Origin of the sequence: Ferrithrix thermotolerans DSM 19514 (genome assembly GCF_900128965.1) — a bacterium.
Taxonomy (GTDB): domain Bacteria; phylum Actinomycetota; class Acidimicrobiia; order Acidimicrobiales; family Acidimicrobiaceae; genus Ferrithrix; species Ferrithrix thermotolerans.
In genome coordinates this window covers 1-23,035 of sequence record NZ_FQUL01000037.1, presented here as the reverse complement: position 1 = coordinate 23,035, position 23,035 = coordinate 1, and the positions used below count along the sequence as shown (strand labels likewise).

17 protein-coding genes are annotated in these 23,035 nt (G+C 50.3%); 6 read left to right on the top strand and 11 right to left on the bottom strand.

Features of this window, described 5'->3' with window-relative positions; translation table 11 throughout:
• Positions 1 to 174: 174 nt before the first annotated feature.
• Genes BUA24_RS09845 through BUA24_RS09825 form a run of 5 tightly spaced genes read right to left on the bottom strand, consistent with a single transcriptional unit; the run spans position 175 to position 7,358 of the window.
• Positions 175 to 2,217, bottom strand: coding sequence for an ABC transporter ATP-binding protein (locus BUA24_RS09845; protein WP_072791961.1), 2,043 nt, complete (start codon positions 2,215 to 2,217; stop codon positions 175 to 177).
• Positions 2,218 to 2,231: 14 nt separating this feature from the next.
• Complete coding sequence (locus BUA24_RS09840; protein WP_072791958.1) at positions 2,232 to 3,644, bottom strand: NAD(P)/FAD-dependent oxidoreductase; 1,413 nt, start codon at positions 3,642 to 3,644, stop codon at positions 2,232 to 2,234.
• Position 3,645: 1 nt separating this feature from the next.
• Positions 3,646 to 4,563: an ABC transporter permease gene (locus BUA24_RS09835; protein ID WP_245790426.1), complete on the bottom strand. Its 918-nt coding sequence runs from the start codon at positions 4,561 to 4,563 to the stop codon at positions 3,646 to 3,648.
• Positions 4,560 to 5,504 carry an ABC transporter permease gene (locus tag BUA24_RS09830; protein WP_072791955.1) on the bottom strand — a complete coding sequence of 315 codons (945 nt, stop codon included), beginning with the start codon at positions 5,502 to 5,504 and terminating at the stop codon, positions 4,560 to 4,562. The genes BUA24_RS09835 and BUA24_RS09830 overlap by 4 nt, the downstream gene beginning before the upstream one ends.
• Before the next feature lie 3 nt (positions 5,505 to 5,507).
• Positions 5,508 to 7,358 (bottom strand): ABC transporter substrate-binding protein, encoded by a 1,851-nt coding sequence (locus BUA24_RS09825; protein ID WP_178138795.1) that lies wholly within the window; start codon positions 7,356 to 7,358, stop codon positions 5,508 to 5,510.
• A gap of 570 nt (positions 7,359 to 7,928) precedes the next feature.
• Here BUA24_RS09825 and BUA24_RS09820 point away from each other — a divergent pair.
• The 4 genes from BUA24_RS09820 to BUA24_RS09805 all read left to right on the top strand — a co-directional run bounded on the left by BUA24_RS09820 (position 7,929) and on the right by BUA24_RS09805 (position 12,276).
• Complete coding sequence (locus BUA24_RS09820) at positions 7,929 to 8,558, top strand: GNAT family N-acetyltransferase (protein ID WP_178138794.1); 630 nt, start codon at positions 7,929 to 7,931, stop codon at positions 8,556 to 8,558.
• Positions 8,559 to 8,739: 181 nt separating this feature from the next.
• Complete coding sequence (locus BUA24_RS09815; protein WP_218587462.1) at positions 8,740 to 10,098, top strand: S53 family peptidase; 1,359 nt, start codon at positions 8,740 to 8,742, stop codon at positions 10,096 to 10,098.
• A 1,156-nt stretch (positions 10,099 to 11,254) separates the two neighbouring features.
• Positions 11,255 to 11,776, top strand: coding sequence for a hypothetical protein (locus tag BUA24_RS09810; RefSeq protein ID WP_072791951.1), 522 nt, complete (start codon positions 11,255 to 11,257; stop codon positions 11,774 to 11,776).
• Between the two features lie 11 nt (positions 11,777 to 11,787).
• On the top strand, positions 11,788 to 12,276 hold the full coding sequence (locus BUA24_RS09805; RefSeq protein ID WP_072791948.1) for a hypothetical protein: 489 nt from the start codon (positions 11,788 to 11,790) through the stop codon (positions 12,274 to 12,276).
• 104 nt (positions 12,277 to 12,380) lie between these two features.
• On the opposite strand, the gene BUA24_RS09800 is transcribed toward BUA24_RS09805, so the two are convergent.
• From BUA24_RS09800 to BUA24_RS09780, 5 genes are all read right to left on the bottom strand, one after another.
• Positions 12,381 to 12,881 carry a MarR family winged helix-turn-helix transcriptional regulator gene (locus BUA24_RS09800; protein WP_072791945.1) on the bottom strand — a complete coding sequence of 167 codons (501 nt, stop codon included), beginning with the start codon at positions 12,879 to 12,881 and terminating at the stop codon, positions 12,381 to 12,383.
• Between the two features lie 252 nt (positions 12,882 to 13,133).
• Positions 13,134 to 16,388 carry a fused isobutyryl-CoA mutase/GTPase IcmF gene (gene icmF, locus BUA24_RS09795; protein ID WP_072791942.1) on the bottom strand — a complete coding sequence of 1,085 codons (3,255 nt, stop codon included), beginning with the start codon at positions 16,386 to 16,388 and terminating at the stop codon, positions 13,134 to 13,136.
• Positions 16,389 to 16,498: 110 nt separating this feature from the next.
• Positions 16,499 to 17,203, bottom strand: coding sequence for a helical backbone metal receptor (locus tag BUA24_RS09790; RefSeq protein ID WP_143146513.1), 705 nt, complete (start codon positions 17,201 to 17,203; stop codon positions 16,499 to 16,501).
• A gap of 168 nt (positions 17,204 to 17,371) precedes the next feature.
• Positions 17,372 to 18,211: a 3-hydroxyacyl-CoA dehydrogenase family protein gene (locus tag BUA24_RS09785; RefSeq protein ID WP_072791936.1), complete on the bottom strand. Its 840-nt coding sequence runs from the start codon at positions 18,209 to 18,211 to the stop codon at positions 17,372 to 17,374.
• Between the two features lie 325 nt (positions 18,212 to 18,536).
• A complete protein-coding gene (locus BUA24_RS09780; protein ID WP_072791933.1) occupies positions 18,537 to 19,259 on the bottom strand; it encodes a dienelactone hydrolase family protein in 723 nt (240 codons plus the stop codon).
• A gap of 144 nt (positions 19,260 to 19,403) precedes the next feature.
• Between BUA24_RS09780 and BUA24_RS09775 the strand changes: the two genes are divergently transcribed.
• Both BUA24_RS09775 and BUA24_RS09770 read left to right on the top strand, forming a co-directional pair.
• Positions 19,404 to 19,724 carry a nucleotide pyrophosphohydrolase gene (locus BUA24_RS09775; protein ID WP_072791930.1) on the top strand — a complete coding sequence of 107 codons (321 nt, stop codon included), beginning with the start codon at positions 19,404 to 19,406 and terminating at the stop codon, positions 19,722 to 19,724.
• Positions 19,711 to 21,432 (top strand): DNA/RNA helicase domain-containing protein, encoded by a 1,722-nt coding sequence (locus BUA24_RS09770; RefSeq protein ID WP_072791927.1) that lies wholly within the window; start codon positions 19,711 to 19,713, stop codon positions 21,430 to 21,432. The genes BUA24_RS09775 and BUA24_RS09770 overlap by 14 nt, the downstream gene beginning before the upstream one ends.
• 328 nt (positions 21,433 to 21,760) lie before the next feature.
• Here the strand turns inward: BUA24_RS09770 and BUA24_RS09765 are convergent, their stop codons facing one another.
• The gene (locus tag BUA24_RS09765) at positions 21,761 to 22,180 is read right to left on the bottom strand and encodes a MerR family transcriptional regulator (protein ID WP_072791925.1); all 420 of its coding nucleotides are present in this window, start codon (positions 22,178 to 22,180) and stop codon (positions 21,761 to 21,763) included.
• Positions 22,181 to 23,035: the final 855 nt, after the last annotated feature.

Below are 23,035 nucleotides of genomic sequence, written 5' to 3'. Positions count from 1 at the left end.
GTAGATCTTTGATGTGATGTAACGTGATGTGATTAGTGGGCTTCATTACATATTTGCCTGGCGGGTGGAGATGTAGAGCAGTCTGATATGTAGGTTAGAGTTGCTGATCGGAGCTCCGCTGTTGATCGTCTGAAGGTGGAATTCTTGTGTGAACAAGGACTATAGAACCTCCGTTCAAGGCGTGAGAGCCGAAAGTGTCCTTGTTAACGATGCCTCTTCCGCCCTGTGACAACGGACTAGGTGGTTGTCGTCAAGCTCTTGCAAGGTCGGGGAAGATTGACTACAGAGATCGATGGCGAAAGGACAGCGGGTTCTAAAGTGGCATCCAGATGGAGGGTTGATGGGGGATGGGAGTTCACCATCGATAGATGGGGCTCTCTTTAGCCGAGATACCTTTGGATCTGGTACCGGAACCGAGTCTAACAGGGCTTTAGTGTATGGGTGGGCTGGGCGACGAAAGACCGAGTCGGTGGTGCCGATCTCGACGATCCTGCCAAGGTACATCACCCCAACTCGATCGGCAAGGAAGTTTATGACCGAGAGGTCGTGAGAGATGACGATGTAGGTTAGATTGTGCCGCTCCTGCAAGGTCTTCATGAGGTTTAGTATCTGCGACCTGACTGACACATCAAGTGCAGAGACCGGTTCGTCTGCTACCACCACCTTTGGACTTAGTATGAGGGTTCGGGCAAAACCTACTCTTTGAAGCTGTCCGCCAGAGAACTCGTGGGGATAACGAGCCAAAGAGGAGTCAAGTAGTCCCACCTCACGAATCATCTCATGCACGAGTCGTTTACGTTCTTGACGATCACCGATGCCCTGGGAGATTAGTGGTTCTGCAATTGACTCTTCTATCGTCATCCGTGGATCCAGTGAAGAGTAAGGGTCCTGAAACATCATCTGAAAGTTGCGCCGCTTGCGCCTGAGCTCATTTTTTCTCAGTTGTGTTATCTCTTGCCCGTCGAGTGATATCTGCCCTTCTGAGGGTGGCTCCAATCCCACCAGCAAGCGTGCTAAGGTCGACTTGCCACAGCCTGACTCACCGACGATTCCTAAGGTCTCGCCCTCTCTCACCTCCAGATCGACCTCAGAAACCGCACGCACCTGCCCCACCTGTCGCTGCGTAATCTGAGAGTGCAGGTTGTAGACCTTAGAGATCTTCTGGGTCAGCACCATCTTGGGTCTAAGGCTGTCCCCAGTTGGAGGGGTGACCGACTCGAGAGGGTCTTTGTTCTCGATGTGAAGGGGTCCAGCAACTGGATGATAGCAGCTGTAGCGATGACGATGGTTTTGTAGCGTTTCTGACGGCTCTTCCTCTTCGCACTTTGTCGAAGCGAAGGTGCATCTAGGGGCAAACTTACATCCAGGTGCGGGATCGATCAGATCAGGAGGTAGCCCTGCTATCACGGGTAAGTAAGGGGTGCGGATGTCGTCGACGCGAGGTATCGAAGACAAAAGCGCCTGAGTGTAAGGATGTCTCATAGCTGAGAACAGCTGCTCGACATCTGCCTCTTCCCGCATTCTTCCGCCATACATAACAAGAACTCGATCAGCGTGTCCTGCAATGACGCCCATGTCGTGGGTGACAAGCAGCAGGGCCATCGAGAGTCGTTGCTTTAGGTCTTCAAGCAAAGACAGTATCTGTGCCTGGATCGTTACGTCTAGTGCAGTGGTAGGCTCGTCTGCTATCAATAGCTTTGGCTCACATGCCAGTGCTATGGCGATCATCGCCCGTTGCCGCATGCCACCAGATAGCTGATGTGGAAACTCGTCGATCCTCCGCTTTGCCTCAGGTATGCCAACAAGGTTGATTACCTCGAGCGCACGATCCAGCGCCTCCTTCTTTGTGGCCATCTTGTGAATCCTTAGTGACTCTGCTATCTGCCACCCGATGGTCTTTGATGGGTTGAGTGAGGTCATCGGATTTTGAAAAACGGTTCCGATCTGCCTTCCTCTGATGCTCTGCAGTTCTTTCTCTGTTATCTTGGTTAGATCCTTGTCGTCAAAGATAACAGAACCTGATTTCACTCGCCCGCCAGGTGGAAGAAGGCCAATTATAGACATTGCCGCCATCGTCTTCCCAGAACCGGACTCACCGACGATTCCTAGGGTTTCACCAGGGTATATCTCAAAAGAGAGGTTCTCTACAGGGAGGATCGCCCTTGACTTTAGTCTGATCTCTGTGGTTAGTTGATCAACTTTTAGGGTTGGGTTCATGAGAGTTTTCCTTATCAGGAGTCAAAGCCGATGTGCATTGCGTCTAGCAGTTTGAGCCAGAGGTTTCTGCGACCGTCGTGACCGTCTGCTGATATAAGAGATCTTCGGGTCAGCCATACAAAAAATGACCGAAAGGGTTCCGGAGGAAACGGTAGCGGTTTGTGTGTCACGAAAGGCAGGCGTGTAAGGGTTGTGTCCTCTCCTAGCACCTTGTCAGCGAGCACCTTGCCCGCAAAACGCGTCGCTCCTACCCCCAGGCCAGTAAAGCCGCCAACATAAAACACCTTGGCCCCGTAGCGGGAGCCAAAGAACATGGAGAACCTCGACGATGTGTCGATCGGACCTCCCCACCCATGGGTGAAGTGTAACCCTTGCAAGCTTGGGAACGTTTCAAAGAAATGCGTTGCAAGTGTTTCAAAGGACTTTTTCCGAAAGTTGTAGGCCGGATCTACTGAGTTTGCAAAATGGTAGATGGCGTCGTAGCCCCCAAAGAGAATGCGGTTGTCTTTCGTCATTCTGTAGTAGTGGAACAGGTTTCCGCTGTCTGCAAGGCCTTGACGGTTGTGCCATCGAATCTCGGCTAACTGTCTTTCGTCTAACGGCTCGCTTACCAATACGTAGTCGTATACTGGCAGAATTAGGCTTCCGTACCCCTTCAGCAGAGAAGGGAAGGCGCAGGTAGCCAAGACAAGTTTCTTGGCTCGGATGATTACTGACCCTGAAGTAGAGACCTCAACCTCATTACCCCTGTCTCTTACTGCGGTGGCAGCCGTGCCTTCGTAGACCTTTACTCCCCTTCGCACAATAGCTTCAAAGAGGCCAAAGGCTAACTTGGCTGGATCAACCAATGCGCAGCGGTCCTTGGTATAAAGAGATGCTAGATATGTGGGAGAGTTGACTTCGAGACGGGTTGCTTTTTGGTCTAGGAACTGCTGTTCGTATCCGAACCTTTCACCAAGCTTCGCCCTTTGACGAAGTGCGTCAATCTCCCATTCCCTAACTGCGACGTCCAATGTGCCGTTGAAGCTTAGATCGCAGTCGATGCCTTCTTCATGCACATCCTTGGCAAGTTCTAAGAGATTCTCGAATCCTAGCCTCTCGATCAGCTCAATGTCCTTAGGGTAGCGGTCGATGCCGTTTTCCACCCCATGGGTCAAACTTGCGTCGACGAAGCCGCCGTTTCGTCCACTAGCCCCTGAGGCGATGGTGCCGGCTTCGATCAGTGCAATCTCAAGAGTCGGCTCCCGTCTTTTTAGATGTAGCGCTGTCCATAACCCTGAGAAACCCCCTCCAACTATTAGGCAGTCCACCTCCAAGTTGGTAGCTAGAGGTGGGTTTGGAACTCTGGGTCCAAAGTTGTCTAGCCAGAATACCTCTGGCTTTATCTGCGAGATTGACTCAGCCACGGCTTCTTTGGAGGATCTCATATCAGGACCTTGCCAACCGTCGTTCGACGACGTCTCTAAGTCCGTCGCCCAAGACGTTCACGGAGAGCACCGTTACGATTATCATTATGGCTGCGGGCCACAGTTGCCACCAGTATCCGTTGAAGATATTGTTTACCCCAGCAGCTAAGGTTGCCCCCCAGTTGGTGGCCGGTGGAGCCACCCCCAAGCCAAGGTATCCCAAGGATGCGAATATCAATATCGCATCGGCAACCTTCAAAGTGCCATTCACTATTAGTGTTCCCAGAACGTTGGGAGCGATATGCCTTGTGATCAGAGATCGATTAGAGGTGCCGAACCCTTTGGAAGCTGCAACAAAGTCGTAGGTTCGAACCTTCAATGTCTCGCCTCTAACAAGACGTGCGGTTGACAGCCAGCTAACGGCTGAGATTACAAAGATAATCAAAGGAACACTCGGTGTTATGACAGCAGCCAGTAGCACAGCAAAGAAAAGAAACGGGATCGACAGGGCTGCATCCACTACCCTCATCATAAGAGCATCTACTGCGCCACCTACATAACCAGCGATGGTCCCCCAGATGAGTCCAAAACCTGTAGAGAGTAGGCCGACTGCGAGCCCCACCTCGAGGGTCGACTGTCCCCCTACCATAAGGCGTCCAAGTTCGTCTTTTCCTGTTGGGGATGTTCCAAGGATGTGCTGGGGTCCCGGGGGTAGGTTCTCCATAGTCAGATTTGTGGCCGTTTGATTGGTGTGGTGGAGGAGTGGACCTAAAAATGAAAACATAGCTACTACTAAAAGAGCCAGTACTGCGCCGACGGCCAACTTATTGGCCATAAAGACCTGTAGTGCCGACGCCGAGCTAGATTGTCTGACATTTACGTTCGCACCTTCTTTGTCTTTAGATGCGGTCCTTCTTTCTGCTTGTTCTGAGACCTTCACGATCTACTCCTTACTCGTGGATCGACAATCCCGTACAAGATGTCAGCGAGGAGATTGCCCATCACCGTTGCGGCTGAGATCACGAGGACGACTCCGAGAAGAACTTCAAAGTCGCGCGTCTGTGCAGAGTTCCAAAACAACAGACCAGCACCCGGAAAATCAAATATCGACTCAACTATTAAAGATCCCGATACGGTATAGGGAAGTGTCAGTCCAAGGAGGGTAACGGTTGAGTTGAGTGAGTTTCTAAGCACGTGTTTGGCCAGAACACGACCCCTTGAAGCCCCTTTTGCTCTGGCGGTTTTTACGTAGTCTTCTAGAAGGTTGTCTATTACTGAGGATCTCATGTAACGACTGAAGTAGGTCACATTCGCTAGTGTAAGGGTGAGGATTGGAAGCGCTAAGTCCTTTACGTCCACAAGGAAGCTTGTACCGTAGTCTGAAGCCGTTGAAGGGAATACCGGCAACCACAGGTTCAGAACCACTATCAGTACGACCGCGAGCAGGAACGTTGGCATTGAGTATAGTATTAGCATCGTTGCGCTTATCACGTGGTCGTCGGCCTTGTTTCTCCTATTGCCCTGCCACAGTCCCATCGGTACCGCAATAGATATAGCGAACAACATCGATATTCCAACGAGCATGAATGTGCGGGGCACGTACTCAGCTATAAGTGAGGATACGGGCTGATTTAGTTTGTAGGCGAAGCCGAGGTTACCAGATAATGTATCTTTGAGCCAGATCCAGTACTGAACAGGTAAAGGCTTTAGCAGTCCCTCTTGTTGTTCAAGGACGTGAACCGCTAGCGGAGTGGCCTTTGATCCCAACTGCGCCCTAACTATGCCACCAGGGAGAAGATGAAGGATCACAAAGACTATTACGCTAACCGCCAGCATGGTCGCTAGCGCCTGTCCCATGCGACGTAGCAGGTAACCGGCCATGTCTTATGCCCCTCCGGAGAAGTACCACCTGGAAGGCTGTGGATTGCCGAAGATCTGTTGCGGATCCCACCCCTTTAGCTTGTTAGAGACGACAGAGATCTGCCAGTCCCAAGTCGGAAACCACAGCGCTGCTACCTGGGAAGAGATGTAGTTCTCGTAGGCAAAGAGGCTCGAGTCTCCTGCCTGGGTGTGGGTCTGCTGGATCAACTGTTGGGCAGTTGGGTCGTAGTATCCTCCGCCCCAGTAGTTGCCTTTACCAAAGATCTGACCACCGGTTGGCAGAACGTCGCCTTGTCCGTAGTTCCAAAGAAAGGTTCTATAGAGGATGATCCCCCAGTTGCACGGACCAGGAGGGCATACACCTCCGACAGAGAACATCGTGCTTTGAGACTGTGGATCTAATACGATATCGATCCCCGCAGACTTTGCGGACGTGGCAAAGGACTCAACCTGCCCGGCAAGTGTTGGAGTGCCGGTCTGATACATGAAAGAAAGCGTTAGAGTCGCACCGGCTTTGATGCCCTCGCCGCACTCACCTTGTGCGGTTCCCGGTGATCCACAGACTAGGTAGCCGCCGCTCCCCATCTTCCAACCGTGTGCTTCTAACAGAGACTTTGCCGAGGAGATCGAGTAGGGGTAAGGGTCGCTTTGTTCTGCGGCGGTTACATAAGGTGATCCGGGTGTATTCGGTACCGGTCCGTAGGTGTACTGTCCGTAGCCGTGTAAGACGGTGTTCATGTAAAGCGGCTCATCTACAAGGTGCTGTAACGCCTGACGTATGTAGAGTTGTTTGACAAGGGGACCGTACTTCGGACTGGTGTAACCCAGCTCCGCCCACTGAACGTAAGCAGTTATCCACGGGACTACGGTAAAGCCGTCGGACTTGAGGGTACCGGCGATCTTGTAGTCAGAGATCGGTATGTATCCGTAGTCCAAAGCGCCTGAGCGCAAGGCGTCAAGCTCAGCGGTCTGGCTGGGGTAGCTCTCAAGGATGTAGCCAGATAGCTTTGCCTGGGTACCGGAGAAGTTCGGATTCTTTTTAAACACAGTACGTGCAGTAGTTGCGTTGTAGGACTGTAGCTTCCATGGACCATCGACAACTTGCCAAAGTGGATTGGTTGCGTACGTGCTTATCTCAGAAGACTGTTTGGTAAGGTATTGAAATACAGCCTTGGCGCCACCGGTGGTCTGATCGTAGTTACTAACTTTCTGGGATGCAGATGTTTTGTCCCAAACATGTTGGGGGAGTGGGACTATGTCGGTTAGCTGGTTATCGGTAAACCACGTTGGGTTGACTGGAGTCGTAAGGTTGAGGGTAAAGGTGGTGGGACTGTCCACAACGAAGCTCGATACGTTATCGGGGAAGTTTCCAGGAACGTACGTGGCTATCTCGGCCTTGTTAGCCTTGTACAGGTTCCAAAAAAACTGCACGTCTCTTGTTGTGAGGCTCTGTCCGTCTGACCACTTGTAAGGCTTTAGAGTGACTGTCACGCTTTGGTTGTTGTTTGAGTAGACCGGTGGATCAGCCATCGATGCTGTGAAGTCGATAGTCGGCTGTGTGCCCATTCCCGCTATGTATAAGGGTCGATACATCCCGTACTCTGCGTTCTGATCCCACGGCTCGTAGTTTGCCTGATTGGGAAGAGGAAGAACCCAGCTAAAGGTGTCTCCACTGTGCAGGGCAAAGGTTGCGTAGTTGGTCGGAGTAGACGACGTCGATGAGCCGCCGGAGCTAGTAGACGCAGTAGAGGAAGAAGAACATGACGCCAATAACAATGCGAAAGCGCCCAACACAATCGCTGATCTTTTCGGTGTAGTAGGAAAGGCCGACTTCTTTGATGGCCATACCTTCATTGCAGCCCCCTTTTTCATTGAAGATGTTCTATATCAGTAGAACCTCAAAGTTGCATCGATATTATACGGAATTCGGAGGATTGTCTAGAAGGAGCTTCGGATTACTCTGAATTTGTAAGCCAAAATAATGGTTTCGAAACATTTCTAGCCTACAAAGAACTGATGAGGCTTCGTCTGTTCATGAACTCTCTGGGCTAAGGAGATGAGGAGGTGTTCACCATCCCCCATCCACCTGTTGGCCACGACCCTCACTAAGAGAGTAAAGGAGTTGATATTTAGATCACTGCGACTGATCTTATGGAGATCTGACAAGGATATACGACCGGTCCACGGCTACGCATAGCCTGCTCCAATTCGCCTATCGGGGAATTAGTGGTGTTTTTCACCGAAGAGCTAAAGTCGGAACGATCTGAAGGCTGGTCCTTTAGACCCAATTGGCACTGGCACCATCGCTCCAACTATGCGTTCAACCTGCTCTCTAGATTGTAGTAAGAGATCGTCTGTGGCAAGGATCACGTACCGTATCTCTCATAGGTTCCCGGTTCCCGGTTTGTGTCTAGATGGAGTCACGTGCGTAGAATTATCTCTACGAGGCCAGAGGTCTTGTCACGGCCTACTAAAGATGAAGGACTCGCTCTAGTTGTTGTCTATGGCGAAGTTGGACGCAAAGGTGGATGGAGGCTCACACGAGTGACGGATATCTCAATCAGTGAGGCGACGGTATCGCAGTATGAGGCTGTTGGATCAGTAGTCGTGGACGCTTATAAAGCACTGCTCGGGGAGGGGCTAGGCAAGTCCTATGAGATTGAGCTTTTAGATGTGGCAAGACGTGCGCAGAGTTGTCTAGTCATAGTCGCTCTGATCGATAACGTTGTGGCGGGATCCATAACCTATGTAAATGATAGAGAGTCACCTTATGCAGAGAGCCTTGAAGAGGGCGAGGTTGGTCTACGCATGCTAGCAGTCGATCCGAAACTACAGGGAAGGGGCGTCGCCAAGGCTCTGGTTCGACACTGTATCGATCTGGCCTTGGTGGACGGCGCCGAGGCGATCTTTTTGTACTCGAGTGAGCCGATGGTGGTTGCTCATGGCATCTATCATTCCTTTGGATTCGAGCGTATTCCCCGTCGTGACTTCAAGATGAAAGACGGTGGCATGCTTCTCGCCTTTCGCCTCGACCTGGGTAGGTCATCGTTATAAAGCGATCTGGCGCTTTAGTAAAGATCTACCCAACGAAGCCTATGTCGACGGTCGTAACTACTCCCTTGGATCTGTGGCGGGTTTCGATCTTTACCCAGAAAAATCTCCTAAATCGTAGATGATGTCTCCAAAACTGTGTTAGACATGATCGATTGTCGTTGTCTAAGGCATAGGAGGATGTGTGAAGCTAGTTCATAAGTTCGGCGTCACTGCTGCTGGAGCGGTGTTTTTGGCTTCTATGGTGAGCACCGTTAGTGCTTCGGCCTCGTCGGGAGGAGGTGCGGTTCCGGCTTTGGACCAGGTCAAGGTGTGTTCGACTCCAAGCCCAGGGTATGCAGCATGCGACTCGGTGCAGCTGGTAGATCCAAAGGCAAACTGGCATGGGACTAAAGAGTCATCCGCAAGGTCGAAGCCGACCTCGTCGACGACACCTTCGGGTTACTACCCCTCTGATCTTCAGTCTGCTTATGGGTTGTATGGCTACTCTGGAAAGTACGGATCTAACGAGACCGTGGTGATTGTAGATGCATACAACGATCCATATGCCCTCAAAGACCTGTCTTACTACCGCTCTTACTTCAACGGTAAGGCGGGGTCCGTGCCGGGGACGCAGACTACTTCTATCCCACCTATATGTGGAACTCCAGAAGCATCAGGTGCGTCCAGTTGCGTTCATTTCACTATCTACAACCAAAACGGATCGACGACCTCTCACCCCAAGGACAATACCTCCTGGTCGGAGGAGATCTCATTGGATCTGGACATGGTCTCCGCTATCTGTCCAAACTGCAATATCGATCTCGTTGAGGCCAACAGCGCCTCATTCTCAGACCTAGAGACGGCCGTGAAGTTTGCAAAGACACTCTCTCCTGTGGCTATATCCAATAGCTACGGAGGCTCTGAGTTCTCCTCGGAGACATCCGCAAACAGCGTCTATAGCGGTACAAATACGACGGCGATTACGGTAAGTGCTGGCGACAACGGTTACGGTGTCGAGTTCCCTGCCGCCTCTCCCGGAGTTACTGCTGTTGGCGGCACGACCCTTAATTACGCAGTTTCCAACGGGCTGCCGTCTTGGAGTCAGACGGTCTGGTCGGGTTCTGGGAGTGGCTGTTCTGCTTACGAACCCGCACCGTCTTGGCAGGCCTCTGGTTGGGACGTTGCGTGTGCGAATCGAACGGTGGCTGATACCGCTGCGGACGCAAATCCAAATACCGGTGTCGCCGTTTACGACACCTACGGCCAAACAGGATGGTTGGTATTTGGAGGAACCAGCGTTGCGTCTCCAACGGTGTCGTCCGTGTACGCCCTTGCTCAAGGGTACGATCAGGCATCGCAGATCAACTTTAGTGCAAGTCCATCTCTGCTATATGGTTCCTCTGACGGTCAACTGACCAACGTGGTAAGTGGATCCAATGGTAGCTGCGGTACATACCTGTGCAATGCGTCCCCAACTCTATCACCTGCCCTAATGCCAGCTTATGATGGTCCAACCGGCAACGGTGTGGTAAACGGAGTCAATGGCTTGGGATCGTTCTAGTTATCTCCCTGGGTTACAGGCTCCCTTGGTCGGTCTCCTTTTACCGATACCTTGAGTAACAAGTGGATCCTATGGTCGCAAGCTACAACGTCACTGTGGTAGATCAGGACATGGACGTAACTGTGCTAAGGGAGCTTGGCTAAGTACACATCGGACCCCGGAGCTTCGTCGTAGTTCGGTTGAACCACTTCTAGCGAGGTTTCGGGGTATAAGGTGATACTAGAAGCAATGTTTTGGCAGTTGGGCAAGCATATCCAAACTATGAGACCAGGCCCAAGCCAAGAGATAACCGAGCCTCGTAGATCGCTGAGCTGCCTTGTCCGATGCCCTAAAGGCATCCTCACTCTGCGATGATCTATGCTTTGTAGACAGCAGAGAACCTTCTTAGGTCCTCGTGGCCATTTGGGAGACCTCTGGGTCTGAAGCGGTGAGGATGTATCTACTTTGGTGTATGTATCTCGTCTCCTTGATCGTCAGGGCAATCATATCTCCGTCACTCGTAACTTTATTGTGCGCTCAAAAAATGAGTAAAGAGATTGGCCTTATCCAAGATTGACATGGAGGGAAACCGACTGCGCAACAACCTAAGCAGAACTTACACGCGTCGCTCCGGGTTAGAAGTTTCCAAGTCGCCAACTCCTTTGCCATCAAGGTATCAAAGTGCTTGGCTCTGCCACCATGAGCTTTGCCCTTTGGTTTTCTGGCTTATAGTTTCTTGGAGCACGTTTCATGTTGTGATATAACAAAGCTAACGTATGTGCCTTAGGTGTTCTTTGAGGCGGTGCAAGGTGGTCTCACTGATGCCAAATCCCCTAGTGAATAAAGCATATGTTTTTCTTTCATTGAGCATCTGGTCGCCTTCGGCAAGTTTCGAAATGACCTGCTCTGGTAAGTGCAACTTCTCTTTCATGTGATTGTCCTCCCATCTATGTTCTGGCCGGATCGCACATTGGAGGTGGTTAATTCTTAGGGTAGATTCCCGGCGGTTCGCATTCTTTTAGGTTTCAAGACATCCACAACGTTATATGGTACGATTTACGCTCTACAGCTTTGAAGTGTAAGTTGTAGTCGTAAGGGGTGGAACTTTGAAGGTGAGAAACCTATTTTAGGGGGTGTTCTTCTGACTATCGTTGGGGTAGCAAGCTCAGGATATGTTATGGAACCCAAGTACCTAAATGCGACAGATGTCAGCGCAACTGTAGTGCCAGGTCATATAGTTGAGTCACCGGTGGTATCTGGACCTAACAACGAGAACTACTATTACCAGTACCGAAACATTGAAAACATCTACCAGGGAGAGTACGGCGGTGACTGGGGAATTTGTAACTACGCTCAACAAAGGTCCTATCCAAAGACCTACGGTTGTAATAAAAGCGTAACAACTAGTGTGAGTATCGGCGGAAGTCTAGGAAACATCTCAGCTCGTGAGATCTCAGCGTTATTGGGCTTTAGCGTGACTTGGTCATATAGTGATGGTTTAGGAGCTAGCTTTTCGGTCACGGTTCCAGCAGGCGGATACGGTCCGGTTTTAGCCGGATCTAAATACTGGCAACACGACGTAGTCGATCAGTATCGCCTTTGTACCATTCAAGGCAACTGCAGCTCTTGGGGCGGTAACCAAGCAAATACGGTTCAGAGGCATGCCTCTCCGACCTTTGAATATGCCGGAGTTTGGTAGTGGAGGAGTTGTTGTCAAACCATCAAGGCAGATTTAACTATAAGCCCCTACGAAGCTTTACTTCCGTCTTGTTTTCTTTGACGGCAGCTACTTGGCTTGCAAGTTGTAGCATCTTGCCTTCCTCATCGCTTCCCAAACTGATACCAGCTGATCAGGACAGGGTGGTGTTTTACGTTGGAACTGGAACTGGATCGGCGACGATCACCTTACCAAATATCACCTATATTGGTCCAAAGAATCCTCGTTATTTGCCCGGTGGGTACATAGGTATCGATGGAATATGCGTGGGAACTGGTATCTTGTCGATCACCGTCTATCCGACTAACGCTACTGACGAACCGTCTTGTTATCCAAGTGGTGGAGGCGGTAGTAATCTTTCTGGTCCGGCCAGGTTTCTGTGGCCTAAAAAGATCGTTATCAAGGCTAATAAGAGCACTAAGTGGAGTGTTGCGGTAGTGGATCCTCAGAACTCGGTGGGTATAGCCACTCCCAACTTCTAGCCATAATGCAGGATATGGTGCTGAGTAATTCCAGCACTTTCTAACCTATGAGAGAGAGCGTCATTTATCCGACCCTCTAGCAACTTTGATATCAAGCTCCGATGTTAGCTAAGTTCACCAGTAGAGACTCTGAGGCGACGAACAATCTGAACTATCGCCTCCTTCTCGCTTTCAGAGAGGGCGTCGAGGCCGAACCCTATTGCATTTACAACGTCGGCGGCTTTTTTGGCCAACGATCGACCTTCGTTTGTGATTCTTGCGAGTGTAGTACGGCGATCGCTGGGATGGGGTACTCTTTCAATGTAACCGTCATCACTTAGTCGGTCCACGATGTTCGTGACGGATGTTGGATGAATCATAAGTAGCTTCCCCAATTTACCTAGAGGCAGAGCGCCTGTTTTTGTAAATGACAGCAGGGTTAGGGCTTCAAAGCGCGCAAATGTCAGACCAAGGGGTCTTAGAGAGTCGTCCACCGCCTTGAGTACAATCTGCTGAGCGCGCATTATTGAAGTGGCGGTTGCCATAGCACTTGCAGCGTCGGGCCAACGTTTGTTCCACTGTCTTCGGGCCTCTGCGATGGCGTCAGTATCTCGTCTTTCGGTCATTTGCTTAAAAACTTTCGTTCAATCTCCACACCTTTTCAGACAGCCTACTTGTCGGCAACTAGAAGACCTTCTCAACACTAGTCAGGTCACAAAGTGGAACTTCCAGCATTGCGATCAAGCTAGGTAGCTTTCATATCGAGCCCACCTATATCGTGCTCTACATCTGCTTCGTGGAAGCGATTGCCCAAATATCTAGGTTGAAGTTTACTCATCTGATGAGCACCGACTTGGCTATTTTCGTTGTTCAGGGATCTAGATGTTACGCCGGTATACGCCGCCGACCTCAAAGAGTGTCTGTGTAATAGCTCCGAGTGAGGCGTACTTAACTGTCTCCATGAGCTCCTCAAAGACGTTCGACCCAGAAAGTACAGCGTCTCGAAGGCGCTTTAGAGCTTCATCGCGATCGAGTAAGTGACGTTCATTGAACTCTCGAAGTCGGCGTATCTGCCCTGACTTCTCTTCCTCTGTTGCGCGTGCGAGTTCGATAGATGTGGAGGTGGTATCTTCTGTGTCTTCATTTATGAAGGTGTTGACGCCTACTATCGGCAGCGAGCCATCGTGTTTTGCCTGTTCGTAGACCATAGAGTCGTCTTGGATCTTACTTCTTTGATACCCCGTCTCCATGGCACCGAGGACTCCACCTCGCTCTGCAAGTCGGTCCAGTTCCGCTAAGACGGCCTCTTCCACTAAGTCGGTTAACTCCTCCACGATGAAACTGCCTTGATTGGGGTTCTCACACTTTGCAAGACCCCACTCCTTATTGATTATCAGCTGTATCGCTAAGGCTCTGCGGACAGACTCGGTAGTCGGTGTGGTGACTGCCTCGTCGTAAGCGTTTGTGTGAAGGCTATTTGCGTTGTCGTATATCGCACAAAGCGCTTGTAAGGTTGTGCGGATGTCGTTGAAGGCCATCTCCTGTGCGTGCAGGGATCTTCCCGAAGTCTGTATATGGTACTTCAGTCTCTGGGATCGCTCGTTCGCGTGGTACCTCTCCCTCATGGCGACTGCCCATATTCGTCGTGCCACCCGACCTATGACCGTGTACTCGGGATCCATTCCGTTTGAGAAGAAAAACGATAGGTTTGGAGCGAAGTCATCCACTTCCATCCCCCGCGCAAGGTAAGCCTCGACGTAAGTGAAGGCGTTGGCAAGGGTAAAGGCGAGCTGTGTGATGGGGTTCGCTCCGGCCTCTGCTATGTGATAGCCAGAGATGGATACCGAGTAGTAGTGGCGAATCTCGTGATCTATAAAGTACTGCTGAATATCACTCATGACGGAGAGCGAGAACTCTGTTGAAAATATACAGGTGTTTTGACCCTGGTCTTCTTTTAAGATGTCAGCCTGAACCGTTCCCCGCACACTTCGTAAGGTACGTTCTTTGATCTCCGCATACTCTTTTTCAGTCGGAGTCCGTCCGTTGGTTTTCGTGAATCGATCGACCTGCTGATCGATGGCTGTATTGAAGTACATAGCCAGTACGGTTGGTGCAGGACCGTTAATCGTCATCGACACTGACGTCTTTGGGTCGCAAAGATCAAAGCCTCGATACAAAGTCTTCATGTCATCCAGCGTTGCGACAGAGACCCCTGAGGTTCCGATCTTGCCGTAGATGTCAGGAGGGATATCTGGATCACGGCCGTAAAGCGTTACCGAGTCGAAAGCGGTAGAGAGTCTAGTTGCTGGCTGCCCGTCAGCGAGAAGATGAAATCGGCGATTGGTTCTCTCTGGATCTCCCTCTCCGGCGAACATGCGAGTAGGGTCTTCGTCTTGGCGTTTGAACGGAAAGACTCCGGCGGTGTAAGGAAAGTGTCCCGGGAGATTTTCCTTCCTCAGCCAGGTGTAGAGATCGCCGTCGTCGTGGAACTTGGGGAGAGCTACCTTTGGAAATAGGGTGCCCGATAGAGACTTGTGCATGTAGCGCTCGATCCACTCCTGGTCTAATACGTGAGCTTGATCTCGGTAGGAGAGATTATCTTCAAGCTCCCGATACTTGAGCAAGATACCTTTGCTCTCCTCTGCGATCTTCTTTGCAAGCTCTCCAGCGAGTGCATCTAGATCATCCGTTTGGGTCACGCCGTTGTGTCTTAGTTGAGCGATGGCGCCACTTACCTGCTGAAGCTTTCTGAGGTTCTTTGCATCTTTTTCAGTCTCTCTGTGATATCGTCGAATTGTCTCTGTTATCTCAGCTAGGTACCGCGCTCGTGGGGCTGGCAAAATGGACCTCTCGCCGGTGGACTGCCTGGTTGTTACCTTGGGCAAGATTGAGTCGGAGGCTTGCAGTCCCTTAACGACCGCTCGTTCTAGGAGGTATTGGTATAGTGCGGTGGTGCCATCGTCGTTGAAGCGCGATGCAATCGTTCCAAAGACTGGAGGTTCATCGCTATAACCTTCATCAAAGTGACTTCTTGACCACTGTTTTGCCACCATCTTGTAAGCGTCTTTAGCTCCCGATCTGTCGAACTTGTTGATTGCAATAACATCAGCGAAGTCGATCATGTCGATCTTTTCTAGCTGTGAAGGTGCGCCGAATTCAGGGGTCATAACATACAAAGAGATATCTGCGATCTCTGTAACCGCAGCGTCACCTTGACCTATGCCCGGAGTTTCAACGATCACCAGATCGAACGAAGCTGCCTTTAGGAGATCTATCGCCAGAGGGACAAAGGAGGGAATCTCCGACGAAGAGCCTCGCGTTGCTATCGATCGGAAGTAGACGGAGGGAGACTCAATCGAGTTCATGCGAATGCGATCTCCCAGAAGGGCTCCGCCACCCTTTTTCTTGCTCGGATCAATCGCCAGAACTGCGACCTTTAGCTTGTCCTGCTGATCTAGACGAACTCTTCTTATGAGTTCGTCTGTAAGTGAAGACTTTCCGGATCCTCCGGTTCCAGTGATACCGATCACGACGCTTGTGCTGTTATTTGCGGCGGCTTGAATCTCTGCGATTTGCTCTTTGTCGAGCTTTCCGGCTTGTATGAAGGTTATAAGCCGAGCAAGAGTCCCGTGATCGCCAAGTAACGCTCCTTCCAAGGAGGGGACAGGTAGCTCGGTTTGATCATAGTCGCAAGCCTCTATCAGCTGGTTGATCATCTTTTTCAGTCCGAGCCTCTGTCCGTCTTGGGGTGAGAATATCTTCTTGACTCCGTAGTCTTCTAACTCTTTGATCTCCCTTGGCACTATCACGCCACCGCCACCTCCGAAGATCAGGACATCTTCTCGGTGTTCTTCCCTTAGGCGATCGACCAGATACTTAAAGTACTCCATGTGTCCGCCCTGGTAAGAGCTGATGGCTACTCCTTGTACGTCTTCAGCAAGTGCCGCTCTTACCACTTCCTCGACCGATCGGTTGTGTCCTAGGTGGATAACCTCTGCTCCCTGCATCTGCAAAAGCCGTCTCATGATATTGATAGCGGCGTCGTGACCATCAAATAGGGCGGCAGCCGTTATGAATCTGGGCGAGTGCTTAGGGCGGTACAGAGCTTGTTCGTTCTGGTCGTGATCACTCATAGGACTTACAATAGTCGGAACTCCTAGTAATGTCAAGGTGCATAAGTTTAGGCCATCACGGCTCGGAAAGTGTCGGAGCGGTGTCTAAGGTGGCTGCTGCGTCGAGTCAACTAGGATCGGAGGTGCTGGTAACCTTCGCTTTGCACGGTCTTTAGGAACGACGCCAGATTGGATAGGGCGGTTGTTGTGCGAGCTCCCCACCAAAACAGATCTCTACCGTCTATGAAGTAAACTGGAGCCACGCTAGCTAGCTCCGGTAGTTGCCGCTTGGAAAATGGGTAAGGTTCGCTTGGTGCAAGGACAATATCCGGCTTCGATTTCGCAGCGTCTTCAAGCGTTAGCGTGTAGTAGCGTTTTTCTGTGGTCGGTACCAAATTCACACCAAGGTATCCAAGGAGGGACCCACAGTATGTGCTCTCTCCGATAGACATGTAAGGGTTCCTCCAGATAGGTACAAATGCATTAATCTCGTAAGATGGGGGCGGTGTTGGCAAGTTGAGACCCGGCCAACGCACCCCGACTCTCTTCGCAAGTTCAGATATCTGTACCTCGACGTCTTCTATAGAAGTTATGTGTAACACGTGAACTTTGATGTCAAGCCTTTGAAGGCTTTGGTAGTCCTCGAGTCTGTTTTCTTCGGCATCCATTACCACGAGGTCGGGTTCTAGGTCCTTAATAACTTCGAGATTTGGGTTTTTGGTTCCTCCAACGGATAAAAGACCCTGCTGATCGCAGAACCTGGTGCATCCAACGGGTGTGATGCTCCAAGACATAAGAGTTTCAGTTACGGAAGGAACGAGTGAGACTACACGCAACTTGTTTTCCTCTGTCTCGGAAAGATCACTAAAGTCTCTCACTGCCTACGTGGCTTTCTGACTTCTACTTTATCTTATGGTGACGACTTTTCGACCAAGGCTCGATCTGTTGGGATCCCGAGATTACCGTTGCCAAGAAGGTGTAGTGAGGTCTGTATTTCTTAGTAGCTAGCTCCATCGGTAGAACCCTTCGCCACATTTCTTGCCCAATCTCCCTTGTTGTACCATGTCGATGAGGAGCTGTGGAGGGCGAAACCTCTCTCCCAGCGACTCCTGTAGCCTAATGGCGGTCTCAAGCCGTACGTCAAGTCCTAACATGTCACTTTGCATAAGTGGTCCAACTACGTGTCCGAAGGCATGTGTTATCAGGCGATCGATGTCTTGGGGAGTGGAGACACTCTCTTCAACCATGCGCATCGCCTCCAAAGCCAAAGCTATCTCTAAACGGCTAGATGCAAAACCCGGAGAGTCGAGGATCGTACTGCTCTCTATGCCGATAGAGGTTATGTAAGATAGGACGGCTTTGAGGGTAGTCTCAGATGTAAGACCTCCTCTCACAACCTCGACGACCTTTGACTCCAAATTTGGATCTAAGAAGTGCAGTCCAAGGAACCTCTCGGGATGGTCAAGATACTTTGCCAGTAGATTCACTGAGATTGAAGCTGAGCTCGTGGTTAGGACCTTTGGATCTAAAGCTTCCGCTTCCTTTAAGACTTTAAATTTCAAGTCAGTATCTTCGGGTACGCACTCGACGATAAGGTCTATGGCCTGTGGCAGCTGCGAGAGCGTCTCGAGGTACTCAACGTTGTTTACCGATCTTACACCTTGTGGTTCAGTTACTTTACTTTGTCTTATGCCGTCTGCAGCCAAAGATATCACAGACTCCTTGGAACGTTCTCTCTGTGATGGGTTGGGTTCGACAACTAGAACCTCCCAGCCACTTAGCGAGAACCTATAAGCGATCGATGTCCCCATAACCCCAGCGCCCAATACTGCCATCTTCGCCATGGAGACGCCTCCTCTTAGCCATCGATTTCCTTAGCCAGCTGTGTTTTGCTGTGTTTTGGAAGTGTATAGGCTAATTTGGCCTGCCAAGGTCTGCTCATAGAGTGCACGAGGGGCGTCGTATGTTGGTAATCGTCTAGGGATCCTCTTGTTTATGCGATCAAGAGATGTCAAGTTGCATTTAGGCAAGTATTTCGCTAAGTTCATCGGGGCGGGCTTGACCCCCCACCTAGGAGATGGATCAATTGGAGAATGAAATCTCGACAGCGGAGTCGCCCTAATCGATTTGATGGGAGGGACAGGACGTGGGTGTGGGAATCGTTAGACCTTAGTTCAGATAGGTCTCGAAAAAGCTTCTGATCCTTTGCCAGGCGTCGTCAGCAGCCTCTTTGTTGGGCCCGAATCCCGAAACCTTGAGTAAGGGTCTGATAAAGGTGGGACCGGCCGGAACTTCGTTCAAAAAGCCGTGATTTGCCTCTGGATACTCCTTTATGTCATTTGCTACCCCCGCATCCTCTAATACGGCCTCCAACTTTGCAGCCGCTCCCTTCAAGGTTTTATCTCTCGCTCCATAACTTGCGACCACGGGGCAGAAGTCTTTCGCTAAGACGTCTATGTCTTTTGGCACCTGACCATAGTTGACTGACGACACGGCAAAGCCCATCTGGGCTGCAAGCAGAGCGAAGCCTCCTCCCATGCAAAAGCCGATTACACCAACCTTACCGGTGCAGTCAGAGCGCTCAAGGAGCCAATTGCGTGCGGTATCGATATCTATAAAAGCTCGACCCCGTCTCTTTGAGAGTGCGATCATGGTGCTTATGAGACAGCTAGTTTTAGGTCCGTCACTAAAGAGATTGACCGCAAGCGCCAAATAACCCATATTTGCCAGACGATCAGTATGTAACTTGGTATTATCGTCGAGTCCGAAGGCCTCATGGATGACCACCACTGCTGGCCAAGGTCCCTCTCCATCAGGGGTCTTGAGATAGCCCGACAACTTTCGGGACCCATATTTGGACTTGGAGTACTCAGAAAGATCGACATCAGCCATGTCTTTATGTTACCCCATTATGAAGATATCGTTCTTGAAGTAGCCTGACCTACGGTATCGTAGCTCAAGGTCTGACTCTTTCATTTGATATAATTTGGCCGTCTGTGGACTTTGGATATCCAAGGGTTTCGGGGAGCGTGAGCTTTGCGGCAAGATGAGTTGGTTTGCGCACTTAGATCGTTTGTAGATGATCGTGAATGGACGCAGTTCCATTCCCTTGAAAACTTAGCGAAGAGCATCGCTATCGAGGCGGGAGAACTTCTTGAGTGTTTTCAGTGGAGTGACTCCGCAAAAAGAGAGAGAGTTGTTGAAGAACTGGCCGACGTACTTACCTACTGTATTTTGTTAGCGGATCGACTTGGAGTTGAGGCTGACACTATCGTGCTTGAAAAGCTTGAGATCACAAAGACGAAGTATCCCGTGGAGCTAGCGAAAGGAAAAAGTGACCGCTATGACGAACTTTGAGATCAAGTTGCTTTCGTTGCACGAAGTATCTCTTTGGAGTAGAGCCGATGGAAGACACGACAACTGGCCTGTGGTGTACACCCTTGACGATGGGGAGCGAATCTACATAGGGGAGTCTGCAAATGCGGTTACTCGAATGAGACAGCATCTTGAGTCGGAGAAAAAGCGAGAACTTCGTAGCGTCAGAGTCGTGGTAGGGGAGACCTTCAACAAGTCCGCTTGCTTGGATCTCGAATCTATGTTGATCCGTTTGGCTGCAGCAGAGGGGAGATTCAAGGTGCTAAACCGAAACGCCGGGATGAGCGAAGCGGACTACTACAACCGTCAGCTTTACCAGCAGATATTCGAGGATATTTTTCAAGCGCTAAAAGTAGAGCATGGCCTATTTGCAAAAGAGATCGATGAGATCAAAAACCTTTCCACCTATAAGTTGTCTCCCTTTATACCGCTCGTTGAGGATCAATGCTTGGTAATGAGCGAGATGATACATGCTTTGCTGCAAAAGGCTCAATATCGGCAGTCTTTGACAGCGGTGCTTTTAGGGGAGCCCGGATCCGGAAAGACGGTGCTGGCTATCTACCTCATGAAGCTGTTGGCCGATGTGCAAAGAAGTGGTTCCACTTCAGATCTTGATCTGCAGTCGCCCTTTGGAGAGTTATTTGTCGATGATATTCGGTATCTTCTTCGTTCTTGGAAGGTGAGGTTAGTGGTTCCTCAACAGTCACTAAGGGCCTCAATCAAGAAAGTTTTCCAAAGGACAGATGGTCTCGATGCGACTTGGGTAATGTCGCCCTTTGAGGTGGGTGCGAGTGAAGATTTTTTCGATCTATTGATCGTAGATGAGACTCACCGTCTATCGAGGCGTGCGAATCAAGCGAGTGCAGAGTTGAATCGAAAGTTTGCGGCAATTACCTCTAAATTGTGTCCTGATAAGGATTTTGAGGCTGTGACCCAGCTTGACTGGATCAAAAAGAAGAGCAACCACCAGATCTTGATGATCGATCCAATGCAAAGTGTCAGACCCGCAGATCTGCCGTTTGAACTTCAGATGGACGTAGTTGCAGAGGCAAAAAAAGCAGGGACCTTTTTTCACTTGTCGTCTCAAATGCGTGTTCGCGCAGGTAAAGACTACGTTGGTTACGTAAGGGCGATCCTGTCTGACGATGAACCGCCTAGTCGCCTCCACTTTCCTGACTATGAGTTTCGGCTGTTTTGGGAGTTCGAAGCCATGAGAGACGCTATCAGGGCACAAGACAGCAAGTATGGACTATCTAGGTTGCTTGCTGGATTTGCCTGGCCATGGCGGTCAAAGAAAGATAAGACAGCGTACGATATAGTCATCGATGGGTGTGCGTTGCGGTGGAATACCATGCCAACGGACTGGATAGAGTCTCCCAACTCCGTCAACGAGGTAGGTTCGGTACATACCGTGCAGGGATACGACCTCAACTACGCTGGTGTTATCATAGGTGCGGATCTCTATTACGATGAGAACAAAAAGCGGATCGAGGTCGACCGACAAAACTACTTTGATAGAAAAGGCAAGGAGGGAAACAAAGCGCAGGGATGGAACGTCTCTGATGAAGACCTTCGCAGTTATGTATTGAACATATACTCGATTCTACTTACACGAGGCGTTATAGGAACTTACTTGTACGTGGTCGACGATGCCATGAGGCGCTATATCTCTCGTTTTGCCGATGCCTAGCAGCAAAAACTTCTTTGAAGGGAGCTTGAGGTGAGCGTGAAGTGCATCGACCTCCTCAAGAGTGTCTTGGCCAGCCGAAGCAGGTTTCTTTCTAGCGCTATGTGTTCTAGAGGGGGTACAAGCTAGCGTCTGTCGAAGCGGACAGGACTGTCTTTATATGGATAGATAAAGAGCGTTACAGATACCCAGCTGTGAGGGTTGTCGGGGGTCGAGAATTTCTATTGTTGGTGACCTTTTGAAGTCCTTGGGAGTGCTCCTACCGACTTCGAATGGATAGCTAAAAACTATTTCAGCGAGCTCTGTATCACTAGGGATGGTTTCCATTTGATTATTTGTGGTTCAACTGAAGTCGATCAGTTGGTATGACGTGACAAATATTTCCTTCCAGGCAGTCTTGAACAGTAAGGGTCTCGGCTCTAGTGATCAGAGCGTCGATTGTGTTCTTTGCATCTATCAATGCCTTTGCCCTTTCTTCGTACTCCTTGGATCTCTGCTTCAGGAGCCCGAGTACATGTTGGCAAGGGATGATCCCATTTCTCCGATAACCGATGATCTCGCGTATCTCAGCCAGGGAGAGTCCTACGGACTGGCTTGCCTTTATGAAGTGTATCTGGTCGACCGATTCGATGGAGTAGTCTCGGTATCCTTGTTCGGTGCGTGTTGGGGCAGAAAGTACCCCTATCTCTTCGTAGTAGCGAAGTGTCTTTGCGGGAACCTGCACCAGATTTGATAGTTCGCCAATTCTCATAGACCTAGTCTAAATGCCACGATCTATTCCAGTTGAAATGCTGATCTGTACTGTTGAGTTGAGCCTTAATCTCTAACTCCATTGTGTGAAGTCGAGGTCTCATCCTGGGCTGTGGAGTTGATTGGAAGGAGGTAACAGAGACCGTACTTGATTAGGGACGCCCTTTCATGTGGTGGAAAGATAGCCACTGATTGGTTGCAAGCCTCCTAAGTGTTGCAGTGTCCTAAGAGAGGCGTCGTTTGTCAATTCGAGAGGTCCGGAAGCCTCTGGTCTTCACAGAGAGGCTCACCCGAGCTTCAAAGTAGGGTATGGATGTATTTAGACTTCCCTCCAGATTCTTGGCAGAAGACATCAACCAAAGCGTTCGAGCGGTCCTTTGTAATCTGTAAATACCGGGAGAACTCGCTATCTTCGGCTGCTATGACAGATGCTATCTCCAAATTCAGTCGCCTACAATCTTCGCGTCATTGCTTGGCTAGGGTAGCTGGGTGTTACGGAGAACTGTCACATCCGCTAGGAAGAGCTAGGAGTAGGGTGACTCTTTACCTATAGACTTAGTGGGCTGTTGTAGCAGCCTTGATTTGATCTTGCTTAGATTTTGAAACGTCTAAGTCAATTGCAGGACGTAGTGGCTAGTGTTTAGAGGGTCGTATTTGCCGCCTAGAGGTCTATCTGTGTTAGCCGATGCGAGATGGGAGTTTGAAGATCGTGGGTTCTGAAGAAGAACGTTCTAGCAAGAGATCGGTGCAAAGACGCATTCGAGACGACCGTCCATCAAGACCATCTCGAACCCGTGACCAAGACTCACGTCCTAGCTACCGTGACAGAGACGACCGTCCATCAAGACCATCTCGA

Bases quoted from the DNA above. Each gene is read 5' to 3' on its own strand.
- BUA24_RS09830 (WP_072791955.1), bottom strand. From the start codon at position 5,504: ATGGCCGGTTACCTGCTACGTCGCATGGGACAGGCGCTAGCGACCATG.
- BUA24_RS09825 (WP_178138795.1), bottom strand. From the start codon at position 7,358: ATGAAGGTATGGCCATCAAAGAAGTCGGCCTTTCCTACTACACCGAAA.
- icmF (WP_072791942.1), bottom strand. From the start codon at position 16,388: ATGAGTGATCACGACCAGAACGAACAAGCTCTGTACCGCCCTAAGCAC.
- BUA24_RS09765 (WP_072791925.1), bottom strand. From the start codon at position 22,180: ATGAGAATTGGCGAACTATCAAATCTGGTGCAGGTTCCCGCAAAGACA.
- BUA24_RS09770 (WP_072791927.1), top strand. From the start codon at position 19,711: ATGACGAACTTTGAGATCAAGTTGCTTTCGTTGCACGAAGTATCTCTT.
- BUA24_RS09785 (WP_072791936.1), bottom strand. From the start codon at position 18,211: ATGGCGAAGATGGCAGTATTGGGCGCTGGGGTTATGGGGACATCGATC.
- BUA24_RS09845 (WP_072791961.1), bottom strand. From the start codon at position 2,217: ATGAACCCAACCCTAAAAGTTGATCAACTAACCACAGAGATCAGACTA.
- BUA24_RS09800 (WP_072791945.1), bottom strand. From the start codon at position 12,881: ATGACCGAAAGACGAGATACTGACGCCATCGCAGAGGCCCGAAGACAG.
- BUA24_RS09840 (WP_072791958.1), bottom strand. From the start codon at position 3,644: ATGAGATCCTCCAAAGAAGCCGTGGCTGAGTCAATCTCGCAGATAAAG.
- BUA24_RS09810 (WP_072791951.1), top strand. From the start codon at position 11,255: ATGGAACCCAAGTACCTAAATGCGACAGATGTCAGCGCAACTGTAGTG.
- BUA24_RS09780 (WP_072791933.1), bottom strand. From the start codon at position 19,259: ATGGCTGATGTCGATCTTTCTGAGTACTCCAAGTCCAAATATGGGTCC.